This is a genomic window from Sphingobium sp. (assembly GCF_041987595.1).
In the GTDB taxonomy this organism is placed as follows: Bacteria; Pseudomonadota; Alphaproteobacteria; order Sphingomonadales; family Sphingomonadaceae; genus Sphingobium.
The window spans coordinates 24502-38639 of the sequence record NZ_JBHIWJ010000041.1 but is presented as its reverse complement, the minus strand read 5'-3'; the positions used below and the strand labels follow the sequence as shown (position 1 = coordinate 38639).

The window sequence follows — 14138 nt, the reverse complement described above, 5'->3', positions numbered from 1 at the left end:
AAATAAGCCTTTTGACGTAACGATTTAGTCATTGAACGGCTGGAACATGACTGTTTCCCGCGCAACAATAACCCATGCTTCCGACCGCACGCGTCTTCTTCCCTCTATCATGACATCATGCAGCCCGGCCCGCAGGAGGTCGCGGCCGGATCGCAACAAGGATCGGGAAATGAGCATCAGGGATATCGAAGAGCGATTGCGGTTTTTCGGACTGGACGAAAGACAGCGGCGCATCCTCCGGGCATCCCGGCCGATCCTGGAACGATGCATCGGCCCTGCGCTCGACCATTTCTACGCCCGTGCAGGCGCGACGCCCGAGACCGCCCGCTTTTTCCGGGATGAAGCGCATAGGAAGAGCGCGCGAGCAGCGCAGGTCCGTCACTGGATGCACATCGTCGATGCGCGTTTCGACGCCGGATATCATGACAGCGTCCGGCGGATCGGATCGGTCCATGCCCGCATCGGATTGGAGCCACGCTGGTATATCGGCGCTTACGCACTTATTCTGGAGGAGATCTTCCGCGCCGTAGACCGCTCGCGCTCGCCCTTTCAGCGCTTGCTCCGACGCGGGGGAAGCGGTGAGATGGCCGCTGCGCTGGCCAAGGCAGCACTTATGGACATGGACCTTTCCATTTCCATCTATTTCGAGGAAGCGGCCGCCGAACGCAATCAGGCCATCGCCAGCCTCGATGGCGCCCTGGTGCGGTTGGCAAGGGGCGATCTGGACCGGGATGTGAGCGGTCTGCCGGTTGCCTTCACTTCGTTGGAGCGCTCCTATAACCAGACGCTCGCCAATCTGCGGGACACGATCGGCTCGGTGGTGCGGGCGTCGGGGACGATTCAGGACGGGGCGCACGACATTGCCCAAACATCCGAAGATCTTGCCCGGCGCATGGAAAGCAACGCCGCCGCGCTGGAGCAGGCGGCGGTCACGCTCGGGGAAGTGGAAGGCCGGGTGAAGAATACCGCCACCGGCGCACGCGAAACGCTCACCATTGCCGATGAAGCGCGGACGGCGATGGAGCAGGGCAAGCATGGGGCCAGCGATGCCGTGCACACCATGCATATGGTCAATGACAGTGCGCGGAATATCGATACGGTCATCGAGGGCGTCGACAAGATCGCCTTCCAGACCCGGGTGCTCGCGATGAATGCGGCAGTCGAAGCGGGGCGCGCGGGCGAGGCCGGACGCGGCTTCGCCGTTGTAGCCGATCTCGTCCGCGCGCTTGCGATGAGGGCGGAGGAGGAGGCGCAAAAGGCCCGTGAAGGCCTATCCGCAACGCAGTCGGAAATTGCCGTCGCTGTGGAAGCCGTCGCGCGCGTGGATGATGCGCTGACCGGTGCTGCGGTCAAATTCGATCGTGTTCACGCGCTGATTGCGCAGATGACGCGAGACAATGCCGCCCAGTCCAACGCCATTTCCGAGATCAATATGGTGGTGGGTACGATGGACCGCGCAACGCAGCAAAACGCGTCAATGATCGAAAAGGCGTCGGTGGCCGCGCAGTCGCTGCATGACGACGCCACCAGCCTTGCACGGCAGGCGGGCCGCTTCAATGTCGGGCAGCAGCTGCCTACGCCGGTGGCGGCGCGCTGAAAACCGCCGATCCATTCTGACAGGAGAAACAAGGTGCATTTTCCGGCAGTGGCCGTCACCGGCGACAATCCGTCGCTGGCTGGCATCAGCGAGATATTGAGCGGGCTGGCGGCAGGTCTTGACGCGCGTTTCGTAAGCGCAGGCGGCGCCTTGGCGAATGCCTATGAGATTGTCGAGCGGCTGGTGTCATCCCTGGAAGGCGTCACCAGCGCGATGAACCGCCAGACCGCGGCGACTGCGATTGAGACCATGCGCCTGACCGCCGATCGCCTGACGCAATTGCCCGCCGAACAGGGACGCCGCCAGCAGAGCCTGGAGATGATCAAGGCCGCGAGCGACGAATTGTTTCTGCATTTGAAGCAGATCAGGCGCACGCTGTCCTTCCTCCATATCTGCGGCCTGAACATCAAGGTGACGGCGGCAGGGGCTGACGGCTTTGCCGGCTTTGCCGACCAGATGTTTTACAAGCTGGAGCAGGCCGGCCATCAGGTCGACGAGTTCGAAGCGGAGATTGCGGACCTGAGCCGGAGCATCGGACAGATGGCCGCCGCAGACCGGCTGCTGGCCGGGGAATGTGCTGCCGTAATTCCGCGAGTGCCGCAAAAGCTGGCCGCCGACGCGGTGGCCTTGCAAAGGCTTCAGGACGACAGCGCGGGACTGGCCGGACAGATCGCCGCGCTTGCCCGCGACATTCGCGGGAAGGTGGCGGTCGCGCTGGGGGCGCTTCAGATTGGGGATATTACCCGCCAGCGGCTGGAGCATATTTCCGAAGCGCTCGACCTGCTGGAAGCTCACGTCGCAACCTGCGAGGATGACCACGCAGCCAGGGCGGCAAGCGATCTGGTGATGGCGATGCTCGCTGCGCAGGCTGCCGACACGGTGGAGGATTTCCTGCGCGAAACCGTCACATTGGTTGATAGTCTGCGGGGCATAGCGCCTGATGCGGAGCGGCTGTCCGATATGCGGGAAGGCGGCAGCAGCAGCGATATTCAGCAGGTGCTGCACAGGCTGGAACAGGATATTGGCGACATCGCCAGCGTTACGCGCCAACTGTGCGCGGCGGAAGCGGACAGCGCGAAATTGGGCCAGGCCACTTCCCAAGCCGCTGAAAGTCTGTTCGACCGGCTGAAGGCGGTCAACCGCATCCAGAAGGATGTCGAGCAGATGGCGTGGAACACCGCATTGCAATGCCGGGGACTGGGATCGGATGGCCGGGGGCTGGCGGTGATATCGGAGGAAATCCAGTCCTTTTCGCGCCATCTGGCGGATATCTGGGCCATGGTGTCGCAGAGCTTCGACCGGATCGATAGCGCGTCCAGGGAAATCGGGGTGCGGGGCGCGGCGGATGAGGGGGCGGATACCAGCGATCTCCTGCTCCAGTCGCTCGACGCAATACGCGGCGGCAGTGCGCGCATGGCCGATAGCTTGTCCAGCGTCGATCAGGAAGCCGCGCAGATCGGAACGATGCTGCGGGACGCGACGGACGGGATCGGAAGCGAGGCGGGCATAGGCCGGGCGCTTGGCGACGCGGCCCGACAACTCGCTGATCTCGCTGGTGTCGCGGAAGCGGCGTCTGAAGATGTGCTGCCGGACGCGGCCGAGGAATTGATGAGCCAGATCGCGGCCCGCTACACCATGGAGCGGGAGCGGGAAATCCACCGCATCTTTCTGCCGGGTGAGGAGGCAAGTGCCACTGACCCATCCGAAGCGGATGATCTGTTCGATGACGGACTGTTCTAGGGCGCAGGCCTGTGAATGTCGAGAAATGGCGTCCCCTTATGCCGCCCGTCATTCTTTCGGGCAGGGCCAATTGCCAATTGCGATCCCGCCGGGTTAACAATCGATAGTCGCGGCGTCGCCGGACTTTGGATGCAACATGCCGAGGGGGTAACGGTCTATGGACGACATGATCAGCATGCCGACCGATCCGTTCGGGGCGCTCAGCGCGCGCAATCATACGCTGCGCGCTTCCCTCTCGCGGGAAATGCATATTCGCGGCCTGCCTCGTTTCGAAGCCCCAGCCCTTGCGCTGCAATTCGTTCTGCTGATCGACGAACCGCAGGCCCATGACAGTATCACTCTGCTTGCCGAACGCTTTCCCGGCTTTGAGGCCGGCGACCGTTTTTTCGCCGACCGGATCGGCGATCTCCATTTTTCCTGGGAGCGGCACACCGAATATATGACCTACAGCTTCCTCGCTCCTCAAGAGGGCGGGACTCTGTTCGACCTTGCGCCTTTCGGCGATGTGCCGCGCTGGATGGCGGAAATTCCCGGCCGGATCATCCGTTCCACCCAGATCGCGTTGGTGAAGGACGAACCTCCGCCCACTGTCATCGCAGCGCATTTCGCCATCGACGATCTCATCATATCCGATGTCGCGGATGGTCAGGCCCGGATATGGAGCGACTTCCGCTTGCATGCAGATGGTTTTGGGCGGCTGTTGATCCATGACAAGGGGTTGCAAGGCGGCGAAAGCTCGCAACTGGTCCAGCGGCTTCAGGAACTGGGCAATTACCGCAAGATCGCGCTGCTTGGCTTGCCGGAAGCGCAAAAGGCGACGCCGCTTCTCACCGGGCTGGAACAGCGGCTGACGGCGATCACCAGCCGCGTCGCCCAGAAGGATGCGGACGCCGATCAGGTGCTGGAGCAACTCTCCGCCCTCAGCGCCGAGCTGGCGGAGATTATGGCGCAAACCCGCTATCGGATGAGCGCGACCCAGGCCTATGCCGAAATCTGCCGCGACCGTATCCGCCGCCTCGCCGTCGCGCCGGTGCGCGGCTATCGCTCGCTCGACGATTTTACCGAGCGGCGGCTGCTTCCGGCCATGCGCACCTGCGATGCCTTTACCCGGCGGCTGGAGGATCTGGCGCAGCGCGCCGCCTGGACCAGCGCCCTGCTTCGCACGCGGATCGATACCGCGCTCGCCCGGCGTAATCGGGATCTTCTGGCATCCATGGATCGCCGGACCGGACTTCAGCTACGCCTCCAGCATACGGTCGAGGGCCTGTCGGTGGTCGCGATCAGCTATTATGCACTGGGCCTCTGGCATCATCTGAAAGAGGCACTGGAGCTTCAGGGGCTGCATCTGCCCGGCTGGGTCGACATTGCCCTGTTCCCTGTCACGATCATCACGGTTTTCTTAGGCATCGGCCAGATCAGGAAGGTCAAACGGCTGCCATCGGAGGGGCATTGAGGCGTTTTTGAAGTCGGCCGGATGGCTGGCGGCTTTCAAAATGCGGCAAGCGAAAAAAGGGGCGGGGCCGTCAGGCCGTCTTGCGGGCAGGCGTCTTGGCGGCTTTCCTGGCGGGCGGCCTTTTGGCGGCCGTCTTGGCGGGGGCTTTCGCCGTCGATCGGCCGCCGCCGGATTTGGACGCGCCGCCCGCCGAACCGCCGATCGACCGTTTCAGCGCAGCCATCAGGTCGATGACATTGTCGCCGCGAGAAGGCGCGCGGCCCTCTTCGGCTTCGATGTTGAGCGTTTTGCCCTTTTTCTTGCGTTCGATGAGTTCCTTGAGGGCGTCGATATAGCGATCGTGAAATTCGCTCGCGTCGAATTTCCCGCTCTTCTTGTCGATGAGGGTGGTGGCCAGATCGAGCAGATCCTCGTCTGGTTCAGCGTCGCCAATGTCGCGGAAATAGCTGGCGGCCTTGTTGACCTCATCGGCATAGCGCAACGTTTCCATGACCATGCCGCGGCCGCACGCCTTGATGCTGACGACATATTCGCGGCCGCGCATGGCAAGCTGGCCAAGGCCGATCTTGCGCGATCGGCGGAGCGCCTCCCGCAGGACGACGAACGCCTCTTCGGCAAGGTCGTCGGCGGGAACGACATAATAGGGCTTTTCGAAATAGATCATGTCGATTTCGTCGCTGTCGACAAATTGGGTCAGCTCAAGCGTCTTCTTGCTTTCCAGCTTTACCCCTTCAATCTCCTCTTCATCGAGAAGGACATATTCGCCCTTGGCATATTCATAGCCCTTGACGATGTCATCCACATTTACCGGACCGATGCCCGGAACGATCTTTTCATATTTGATGCGCTTGCCGGACGGCTCATGAATCTGGTTGAACGCGATCGTGGCGCCGCTTTTGGTGGCTGAGTATATTTCGACCGGGATCGACACCAGAGCGAGCCTGATCTGTCCTCTCCAATAGGGCCGGGCGGGCATGTGCGTCTCCTTTGCGCAGGCAAAGGCTTAATGCCGCTGGAAGGCAGCGGTTCCGCACAGCGAAGGGGCACTGCGGCTGGTCTGATCCTGCCGATCAGCAGATCTGCTGATCGGGGCCGTTCTCTGGCTGTTTCGTCGCCTTCCGATTCTCATCCAACCGGCAAGGGGTGCCTGCACATTTTGCCGGTAGACGCTGGCGTCATCATCCCAAGCCGCCGTCATGCCATTCCGGCCATCGGAGCGGCGCCTCCGCTCATCGCAAGCGAAATAGAGGGGTAAGCCTGTTCATCTGGGAGACAGGTTTCGACGGCAATGTCGTCCGAATGTCGGTTTTGGGGACCGTCATGGGGAGGGTTTTTACTATGACTTCGTTGCCGCTTCTTCGCAGGAAGCCAAAGCCATATTCTGCCGATCCAGACCGGTAGCATTTTCCTTTAAGTTCAAAGAGACAGGCTGTCAACACCGGCCTTCATTTCTCTCCGCCCGCGGGGAAGCATCAACCTCGAAACGCAAGCGATGCGGAATGGGGCCGGGAGCAGACTGGCCGGCCGACCGTCATTCGCGCTGTTTCTTCTTTCCATCCGAACAATATTCGTCAGGAGTAAGCTATGCCGCACACGGGCATGTATGTTCTTCAAGGGGTCGTTCCTTCCGAGGTCGCCACGGCGCCTTTCGACGTCAAGGTCATCGATATTTACAACGATGCCGGCACGCCCTTTACGGCCGCGCAGGTGGCCCAGATGGGCGGCGGGCCGGGCAGTTCGCTGCTGCTCGGCTATTTCAGCATCGGTGAAGCGGAAGATTACAGGGATTATTTCAACACCATTCCCCAGGCGGCGCTGGGTCCTGAAAATCCGCAGTGGAACGGGAATTATCAGGTCGCCTATTGGACGGCTGAATGGCGAGCGGTGGCCACGGCCTATATCGATAAGATGTTGGCGGCGGGATATGACGGCGTCTATTTCGACGTCGTCGATGAATATCAGCAAGCCTGGGCCAAGGCCAATGCGCCCGGCGGTGCCGCTGGAGCGGAGCAGGCCATGGCCGATCTGGTCGCCTATCTCGCGGATTATGCGCACGCAAAAAACCCGAACTTCAAGATATGGGCGAATAACGCTGAGGAATTGCTCGCAAACGACACTTATTTTTCGCACCTGGAAGGTATGTATAAGGAAAATCTCTATTATACCGACTCGGGTGCCAAGCAGCCGATCAGCGAAACGCAGGCGAGCCTTGCACTTCTTCAGAAGATGATAGCCGCAGGAAAAGACGTCATCGCGATCGAATATGTTTCCAGTCAGACCGCTATCGCCGATGTGCAAGCCCAGGCGGCGCATGACGGTGTCGGCTATTATACGGCGGACATCGATCTCAATGGAATCAGCTATAGCGGCGTGCTGCCGGGGCAATATATTCATGCCGATTGGGATACGACCACAACCGCTCCGCCACCGCCCTCCGTCCCTGCGGATCTGGTCCTGACGGGCGACAGCGCCGCCAACACGCTGACAGGCGGCGCTGGCAACGACAAGCTATATGGGAAAAGCGGCGGTGACAGTCTGTTCGGCAATGCCGGAAACGATCGCCTTGACGGTGGCAGAGGCAATGACAAGCTGACTGGCGGAACAGGCGCCGACACGTTCATATTCAACGCATCCGGCAGCAAGAATTTCGACAAAATTGCGGATTTCGAGCATGGCGTCGACAAGATTGCCTTGGACCATCTGGCCTTCGGTGCGGCGGGGCCGATTGGCGGACTGGCTGATAGCGCTTTTTGGGAAGGCAGCCGGGCGCACGACGCCAACGATCATGTGATTTATAACTCCGCGACGGGGGCGGTTTATTATGATCCCGACGGAACCGGACGGGCGGGTCAGGTGCAGATCGCTACGGTGCTGCTGGGCACGCATCTGGACCATGCGGATTTTTCGATTTTCTAGGCGAGGGGGCTACCCGGCTTCGGGTAAAGTCCGGAGTGGCTGGGCCAGGCAGGGCCAGCCACTCCTTGTTCATAACCTCTGCACATGGGAACGGCGCGCTGCCTGCCTCTGGCCGGGCGCTTCACTTAACCGTCACTGTCTTTTGCGGCGGATCCTCTCCGGTTCGGCATCCTGATGCTGTCCTTGCTTGCGCAATCGGGCTTTTCTTCGCGACGGGCGAAGCGCTTCTCGACCATCAGCATAAGTGAAAGCAGTAGCAACGCGATCATTGATCCGGCCAGGACGAGGACATATTGCCCGGCGCCCGCGGTGATGCCGACTGCTGCAGCCATCCATAGGCTCGCGGCGGTTGTCATGTTGCGGACGTCGCCGCCACGCACGAAAATCAGCCCGCCCGCGATGAAGCCGATGGCCTGCGCCAGCCCCTGAACGACGCGAACCGGGTCGCTGTCCTTATAACCCTCGGCAAGCTCGAGCGCCGACAGCGTCAGCATCGCGGAACTCAGTGATACAAGGCCATGGGTGCGCAGGCCCGCATCATGACCGTGTCTTTCCCTCTCAAACCCCAGGGCAAGGCCGAGCAGGGTAGCGAGGCAAAGTCGAACGAGCGTCGTGCCGAGATCATTGGCCAGCATGGCCATAAATACACATCAGGGGATGGGCCGTTCCCTGCCCGAAGGGAAAACAGGTCGTGATCAGATAGGGGTGAGATTAAAGATCGTCGCCGTCGGACTGCATATGTGCAATCAACTGATTGAGACGCAAATCATTTTCCGCTGAGCAGGCGAAAAGCCCGCAAAGCCAATCCATGCAACGAGCCAGAAAGACCACGGCTCCTCTCCCCACATCATTGATCGCAGTTTAGCAGATGGGCGGGGCGAGGAGAAGATAAAGAAGCATGCGACGCGTACATCGTCCTGCCCCTTGCGATGAAGCGTATCGGACTTTATCAGCGGCGGCGCGACAGGTTCCCCGATGCGGGATGAAAAGGGAAGTCGGGTGATGCCCGCGCTGCCCCTGCAACTGTGAGCGGCGAGCCATCCGGCCATTTCGCCATTGGGGATGTCCCCGAGAAGGCGGCCGGAAGGCATGGACCCGCAAGCCAGGAGACCTGCCTGACGCAGTCGTTCTTCGACCGGACAGGGTGTGCCGGCCGAACGGGGATTTCCCTCGCCGAGCGACAGCCATCGCCTTGCCGGTGCGGCCGAGCGAGGGCGGGTCGCGTCGCGCGCCTCCCCTTGACCGCTTCTCCGGCGGGTATTTTGCCGTCCGGTTGGAGGATGCGGAGTGACTGTCAAGGGATATCGGCGCTGATGTTGCGCGCCGTGGAAAGCGGGGCGTCGGTGGTCGTCTGTTCGACCTGCCGCCTGTCAGCGGAAAGCCGGGAGGATGGCGACGGGCGGCGCGGCGGCGCGCTGTTGGCGGAGGCCATGCGCAGCGTTCAGGCGAGCGATCCGGCCTATGCCGGGGTGGCGGTGCAGGACATGCCATGCCTGTTCGCCTGCCAGCGCCATTGCACTGTGCATGTCAGGGGAACGGGCAAAGTCGGCTATGTGCTGGGCGATTTCACGCCCGACGAAGACGCCGCGCGCGCCATTCTGGACTATGCGGTGCATCATGCCGCGAGCGAGGAGGGCGTGGTGCGCTATGCCGACTGGCCGCAGGGGGTGAAGGGGCATTTCATCGTCCGCACGCCGCCCGAAGGGTTTGTCTGCTCATGATCCGATTTGACGACAGGGCAGGCTTTGCCGCGGCCTTGGCGACTCTTTCGGAAGCCGATGCAGCCGCTACAGAGGCAGCGGCGGCACGGCAGCGGATGCTGACCAAGCCCCCCGGATCGCTGGGGCGGCTGGAAGAGATCGCGCTGTTCTTGGCGGGTTGGCAAGGACGGGAACGGCCCCGCGTCGAGCGCGTCCGGGCAGCGGTCTTCGCGGGCAATCATGGCGTTGCGGCACGCGGCGTCAGCGCCTTTCCGGCGGAAGTGACCGCGCAGATGGTCGCGAATTTCCACCATGGCGGGGCAGCGATCAATGCGCTTGCCGGGGCGTGCGGGGCGGAACTGGCCATCGTGGCACTCGATCTCGACCGGCCAACCGGCGACATTTGCGTCGAACCGGCGATGAGCGAGGCGGACTGTCTGGACGCGCTCAATGCGGGCGCGGCGGTGGTGGAGCCGGGCCTCGACCTGTTGCTGCTGGGCGAGATGGGAATCGCCAACACCACCCCGGCGGCGGCGCTGTGCGCGCAGGCCTTTGGCGGCGCGGCCGAGCTTTGGGTGGGTCGCGGGACCGGCGTGGACGCGCATGGCCTGGCGCGCAAGGCGGAAGCGGTGACGCTGGCGCTCTCACGGCATGGTCGCGGATGCAGCGATGCCTTCGAGGCGTTGCGCCGCCTTGGCGGGCGGGAGATCGCGGCCATGGCGGGCGCCTTGCTGGCGGCGCGGATGAGCCATGTGCCGGTGATGCTGGACGGCTTTATCGGTTGCGCGGCCGTCGCGCCGCTGGCGCATGACAACCCGGCGATCACCGGCCATTGTCTGGCGGCCCATTGTTCCGCCGAAGCCGGGCATGAGCGGCTGCTGGCGGCGCTGGGGCTGGAGCCTTTGCTGCGGCTGGGCATGCGGCTGGGGGAAGGGAGCGGCGCGGCGGTGGCGACGCAGATCGTGCGGTCGGCGCTGGCGGCGCATGATGGCATGGCGACCTTTGCCGAAGCCGCGGTCGCCGGGGCGTTGTGAACGGCTTTGCCCTTCACCTGATGCGCCATGGCGCGCCTGAACGGCCGGGGCGGTTGTGGGGCCATGAGGATGAGCCGTCCAGCGCGCAGGGCGTGGCGCTTTGCGTCGAGCGGGCGCGCACGCTGGATTTTGCCCGGGTGGTGACGTCCGACCTGTCGAGGGCATGGGCGCCGGGCGCGATCATCGCGGCCGAGCGGGCGGTGCCTCATAATGCCGACCCCCAATGGCGGGAATTGCATTTCGGCCAATGGGACGGGGCCGATCCGGCGCTTTTGCCGCAGGGTGATCTGGCGCGCTTCTGGCGTGATCCCGATCGCTTTCCGCCCCCCGGCGGCGAGCGGTGGAGCGACCTTCGCGGGCGGATCGCGACAGCGCTCCATGCGTGCTGCGATCCGATGCTGATCATCTGTCATGCAGGCGCCATGCGGGCCGCCTTGGCGGTTCTATGCGGCTTCGACATGCGACAGGGCTGGGCGGTCGATCTACCCTATGGCGCGGTCCTCAGCCTGAAGGTCTGGCCCGGCGAGCAGTTGTCCGGCCAGATGACCGGCCAGATGACCGGGCTGCTGACATGAGGCGCCTGATCCTGGCGCTGCAACTGATGACCAGCCTGCCGCTGCCTTCGGTCAGGGCTGACGAGGCAGACTTCGCCGCTGCGATCCGATGGTTTCCCGCCGCGGGGCTGGCGGTCGGCGTCATCGTCGCCGGGGCCGCAGGGCTGGGCATCAGGGCCGATAACTGGGCGGGCGCCTTGTTCGGACTGGTAGTCTGGGTTGCCGTAACCGGGGCGCTGCATCTGGATGGGCTGGGCGACATTGCCGATGCCGCTGGCGCCGCGCATGCTGATCGCGCGAAGCTGTCCGCCGTGCTGGCCGACCCTCATGTCGGGAGCTTTGGCGTGGTCGCCATCGTCCTCCAATTGCTGGCAAAGCTGGTGTTGCTCCGGCTCTGGCTGGAGGCTTTTCCGGTCTGGATGCTGATCCCGCTCGCCATGGTGGCGCGAATCGGCCCGCTTGTCTGGGCGCGGTCGCTTGCCCCCCTGCATGAGGGGCTGGCGAGCCGTTTTCGCGAAGGGTGGACGCCGCTTGCGCTTGTCCTTTGGTCCGGTCTGGCCGTGCTTTTGAGCTGGTGGGTTCCAGCGCTGCTGGCGGCGGCGGCGTTCATCCCGCTCTGGCATTGCTGGCTGCGCAGCCGGATCGGCGGGATCAACGGCGACGGGCATGGCGCAGGCATCGAATGGATGGAAAGCGCGCTGCTGGCCGTGATGGTGACAATGCGATGAGCGGCTTCACCTGGCATGGCGGACGACTGGCCGAGGCGCAGGCGCTTTATGGCGGGGAGGATTGGATCGACCTCTCGACCGGAATCAGCCCGATCGTCTGGCCTGGGGTGGAGACGGTGAGCGTGGACTGGCGTGCCCTGCCGGAGCCGGACGGCCTGAGCGCTCTGGAAGAGGCGGCAGCGGCGCATTTCGGCGTCGATCCCGCCTTTGTCTGCACGCTGCCGGGCAGCGAGATGGGCTTGCGGCTGGTCGGACGGTTGCTCGATCTGCCGGGGCGCTGGCTGGTGCCGAGCTATCGGACGCATGGCGAGATATTCGCTTCCGGCCAGCCGGTGCGGGATGGCGGAGAAGCGCTGGATGCTAAGGTGGCCCTGTTGCTGGCCAATCCGAACAATCCTGACGGCCGCATCATTGCGCCTCCGCTTTTGAGGCATTGGCTGCAACGACTGGAACGGGCCGGGGGCTGGCTGGTCGTGGACGAGGCCTATGCCGACGTCGTGCCCCAATGCAGTCTGGCAGGCGAGGTGAATGACGCGCGGCGGCTGGTCCTCTTGCGCTCCTTCGGCAAGTTTTTCGGACTGGCCGGCGTTCGTCTGGGCTTTCTTGTCGGGCCGCGGGCGATCGTGGCGCAGGCGCGCCGGATGATGGGGGAATGGCCGGTTTCGGCCGCCGCCATCGCCTTTGGCACGGCGGCCTATCGAAATCGCGAGTGGATGGCCGATGCGATAATGCTGTTGAAGGATCGGGCGGCGCGGCTGGATGGCGTGCTGATGGGGCATGGGCTGGAGGCGCGTGGGGAATGTCCGCTGTTTCGACTGGTGGAGGTGGAGGATGGCTTCGCGCTGTTCGACCGTCTGGCGCGGGCGGCCATTTTGACGCGGCCGTTCGAGGAGAATGCGCGCTGGCTGCGGATCGGCCTTCCGGGCGATGAGCGGGCGTTCGAACGGCTTGACCGGGCGCTTGGGCATGGTTGAACCTGTAGCGCTGGCGGCGTTGATGCTGGATGCGGCGTTGGGCTGGCCGGACTGGCTCCATGCCCGGACCGGGCATCCCGTGGGTGGCTTCGCGCGGATCATCGGAACGTTGGAGCGCAAGTGGAACAAGCCGGTCCGGGCCGGCCGGGCGCGCCGCTGGGGCGGGGTCGCGTTGCTGTTGATCCTCCTTGCGGTGGCTGGCGGCGCGGGACTGGCGCTCGAATGGGCGATAAGGCGTTGCGCGGGAAGCTGGGCCTGGCTTGGTCTCACGCTGGCGGCCTGGCCAGCGCTGGCGCAGCGGAGCCTTTATGCTCACGTCCTGCCGGTGGCGCGGGCGCTGATTGCGGGTGATCTTGTCGAAGCCCGGCGGACCGTCGGCTGGATCGTCGGGCGCGATACCGAAGAACTGGACGAGGCGGGCGTGGCGCGTGCTGCGATCGAAAGTCTGGCCGAAAGCTTCTGCGACGGGGTTGTTGCACCTCTGTTCTGGCTGTTGTTGCTCGGATTGCCCGGTGTTTGGGCCTATAAGGCGGTCAACACCGCCGACAGTCTGGTCGGTCATAAGGAAGCGCCCTTTACCGATTTCGGCTGGGCCACGGCGCGGTTCGACGATCTGCTGAACTGGGTTCCGGCGCGCTTCGCGGCGCTTTTGCTGTGCGTCGCGGGCGGGGGCTGGGCCGTGATGTGGCGGGATCATCGGCGTCATGCCTCGCCCAACGCGGGCTGGCCGGAAGCGGCGATGGCTGGCGCGCTGGGCATCAGGCTGGCAGGCCCTGTCCGTTATGACGGTGTCCTGCACGACAAGCCGTGGATCGGGGAGGGTGTGGTGGCAGACGCGCGAGCCGTGCGGTCGGGGCTGCGGGTCTATTTGCGCGCCTGCCTCTTGCTCTGGGGGGTGGTCGCGCTCGGGGAGGGGATCCTATGACAAGCCTGCTGGTTCTGGGCGGCGCCCGGTCGGGCAAGAGCGGCTATGCGCAGCGGCGCTGCGAGGCTTTTCCAGGGAGGCTTGCCTATATCGCCACCGCGCAGGCGTTCGACACCGAGATGGAGGCGCGCATTGCCCGCCATCAAGGGGAACGGGGGGAGCGCTGGCTGACGATCGAGGCGCCGATGGATCTAACTGACGCGATTTGGCGTGCGGCCAGCCTGGCGGACGTCATTCTCGTAGATTGCCTCACTCTTTGGCTGTCCAATCTGTTGTTGGCGGAGCATGATCTTGCGGCCGAAAGGACAGGCTTGATTGACGCCGTTCAGGGTTGTCCCGTGCCGGTCATATTGGTGGCCAATGAAGTGGGCCTCAGCATCGTCCCCGACAATGCGCTGGCTCGCCGGTTCAGGGACGAAGCGGGGTGGCTCAATCAGGCCGTGGCGGCAGCCTGCCGGGAAGTCGTAATGGTCGCTGCGGGCCTGCCTTTGACGTTGAAAGGTTAATATTGCTCCAT

General features: G+C 63.7%; 13 protein-coding genes and 1 riboswitch. Of the genes, 11 read left to right on the top strand and 2 right to left on the bottom strand.

Annotated features, from left to right (window positions below):
- Nucleotides 1-169: 169 nt before the first annotated feature.
- The 3 genes from ACFC3J_RS12245 (at nt 170) to ACFC3J_RS12235 (ending at nt 4790) form a co-directional block, all read left to right on the top strand.
- Complete coding sequence (locus ACFC3J_RS12245) at nt 170-1597, top strand: protoglobin domain-containing protein (protein WP_375196450.1); 1428 nt, start codon at nt 170-172, stop codon at nt 1595-1597.
- Between the two features lie 33 nt (nt 1598-1630).
- A complete protein-coding gene (locus ACFC3J_RS12240; protein WP_375196449.1) occupies nt 1631-3337 on the top strand; it encodes a hypothetical protein in 1707 nt (568 codons plus the stop codon).
- 157 nt (nt 3338-3494) lie between these two features.
- On the top strand, nt 3495-4790 hold the full coding sequence (locus ACFC3J_RS12235; RefSeq protein WP_375196448.1) for a DUF3422 domain-containing protein: 1296 nt from the start codon (nt 3495-3497) through the stop codon (nt 4788-4790).
- 70 nt (nt 4791-4860) lie between these two features.
- Here the strand turns inward: ACFC3J_RS12235 and ACFC3J_RS12230 are convergent, their stop codons facing one another.
- Nucleotides 4861-5766, bottom strand: coding sequence for a Ku protein (locus ACFC3J_RS12230; RefSeq protein ID WP_375196447.1), 906 nt, complete (start codon nt 5764-5766; stop codon nt 4861-4863).
- 608 nt (nt 5767-6374) lie between these two features.
- Here ACFC3J_RS12230 and ACFC3J_RS12225 point away from each other — a divergent pair.
- Nucleotides 6375-7706: an endo alpha-1,4 polygalactosaminidase gene (locus ACFC3J_RS12225; RefSeq protein WP_375196446.1), complete on the top strand. Its 1332-nt coding sequence runs from the start codon at nt 6375-6377 to the stop codon at nt 7704-7706.
- 125 nt (nt 7707-7831) lie between these two features.
- On the opposite strand, the gene ACFC3J_RS12220 is transcribed toward ACFC3J_RS12225, so the two are convergent.
- Nucleotides 7832-8347: an MgtC/SapB family protein gene (locus ACFC3J_RS12220; RefSeq protein WP_375196445.1), complete on the bottom strand. Its 516-nt coding sequence runs from the start codon at nt 8345-8347 to the stop codon at nt 7832-7834.
- 307 nt (nt 8348-8654) lie between these two features.
- A riboswitch (cobalamin riboswitch) is annotated at nt 8655-8840 on the top strand.
- 179 nt (nt 8841-9019) lie between these two features.
- Here ACFC3J_RS12220 and ACFC3J_RS12215 point away from each other — a divergent pair.
- The 7 genes from ACFC3J_RS12215 to cobU are packed head-to-tail and all read left to right on the top strand — an operon-like array spanning nt 9020 to nt 14127.
- Entirely contained in the window at nt 9020-9427 is a 408-nt protein-coding gene (locus ACFC3J_RS12215; protein ID WP_375196444.1) for a DUF1636 domain-containing protein, read from the top strand.
- Entirely contained in the window at nt 9424-10440 is a 1017-nt protein-coding gene (gene cobT / locus ACFC3J_RS12210; RefSeq protein ID WP_375196443.1) for a nicotinate-nucleotide--dimethylbenzimidazole phosphoribosyltransferase, read from the top strand. The genes ACFC3J_RS12215 and cobT overlap by 4 nt, the downstream gene beginning before the upstream one ends.
- Nucleotides 10437-11015: a histidine phosphatase family protein gene (locus tag ACFC3J_RS12205; protein WP_375196442.1), complete on the top strand. Its 579-nt coding sequence runs from the start codon at nt 10437-10439 to the stop codon at nt 11013-11015. The genes cobT and ACFC3J_RS12205 overlap by 4 nt, the downstream gene beginning before the upstream one ends.
- Nucleotides 11012-11722 (top strand): adenosylcobinamide-GDP ribazoletransferase, encoded by a 711-nt coding sequence (locus ACFC3J_RS12200; RefSeq protein ID WP_375196441.1) that lies wholly within the window; start codon nt 11012-11014, stop codon nt 11720-11722. The genes ACFC3J_RS12205 and ACFC3J_RS12200 overlap by 4 nt, the downstream gene beginning before the upstream one ends.
- The gene (locus tag ACFC3J_RS12195; protein WP_375196440.1) at nt 11719-12696 is read left to right on the top strand and encodes an aminotransferase class I/II-fold pyridoxal phosphate-dependent enzyme; all 978 of its coding nucleotides are present in this window, start codon (nt 11719-11721) and stop codon (nt 12694-12696) included. The genes ACFC3J_RS12200 and ACFC3J_RS12195 overlap by 4 nt, the downstream gene beginning before the upstream one ends.
- Nucleotides 12689-13621 carry an adenosylcobinamide-phosphate synthase CbiB gene (gene cbiB / locus ACFC3J_RS12190; protein WP_375196439.1) on the top strand — a complete coding sequence of 311 codons (933 nt, stop codon included), beginning with the start codon at nt 12689-12691 and terminating at the stop codon, nt 13619-13621. Before ACFC3J_RS12195 ends, cbiB begins: the two co-directional genes overlap by 8 nt.
- Nucleotides 13618-14127, top strand: a complete 510-nt coding sequence (cobU, locus tag ACFC3J_RS12185) for a bifunctional adenosylcobinamide kinase/adenosylcobinamide-phosphate guanylyltransferase (RefSeq protein WP_375196438.1) — start codon at nt 13618-13620, stop codon at nt 14125-14127. Before cbiB ends, cobU begins: the two co-directional genes overlap by 4 nt.
- Nucleotides 14128-14138: the final 11 nt, after the last annotated feature.

Excerpts from the sequence above, each read along its gene's own strand:
- cobU (WP_375196438.1), top strand. The coding sequence starts at position 13,618 with ATGACAAGCCTGCTGGTTCTGGGCGGCGCCCGGTCGGGCAAGAGCGGC.
- ACFC3J_RS12215 (WP_375196444.1), top strand. The coding sequence starts at position 9,020 with ATGTTGCGCGCCGTGGAAAGCGGGGCGTCGGTGGTCGTCTGTTCGACC.
- ACFC3J_RS12235 (WP_375196448.1), top strand. The coding sequence starts at position 3,495 with ATGGACGACATGATCAGCATGCCGACCGATCCGTTCGGGGCGCTCAGC.
- ACFC3J_RS12200 (WP_375196441.1), top strand. The coding sequence starts at position 11,012 with ATGAGGCGCCTGATCCTGGCGCTGCAACTGATGACCAGCCTGCCGCTG.
- cobT (WP_375196443.1), top strand. The coding sequence starts at position 9,424 with ATGATCCGATTTGACGACAGGGCAGGCTTTGCCGCGGCCTTGGCGACT.
- ACFC3J_RS12220 (WP_375196445.1), bottom strand. The coding sequence starts at position 8,347 with ATGGCCATGCTGGCCAATGATCTCGGCACGACGCTCGTTCGACTTTGC.
- cbiB (WP_375196439.1), top strand. The coding sequence starts at position 12,689 with ATGGTTGAACCTGTAGCGCTGGCGGCGTTGATGCTGGATGCGGCGTTG.
- ACFC3J_RS12225 (WP_375196446.1), top strand. The coding sequence starts at position 6,375 with ATGCCGCACACGGGCATGTATGTTCTTCAAGGGGTCGTTCCTTCCGAG.
- ACFC3J_RS12245 (WP_375196450.1), top strand. The coding sequence starts at position 170 with ATGAGCATCAGGGATATCGAAGAGCGATTGCGGTTTTTCGGACTGGAC.
- ACFC3J_RS12195 (WP_375196440.1), top strand. The coding sequence starts at position 11,719 with ATGAGCGGCTTCACCTGGCATGGCGGACGACTGGCCGAGGCGCAGGCG.
- ACFC3J_RS12230 (WP_375196447.1), bottom strand. The coding sequence starts at position 5,766 with ATGCCCGCCCGGCCCTATTGGAGAGGACAGATCAGGCTCGCTCTGGTG.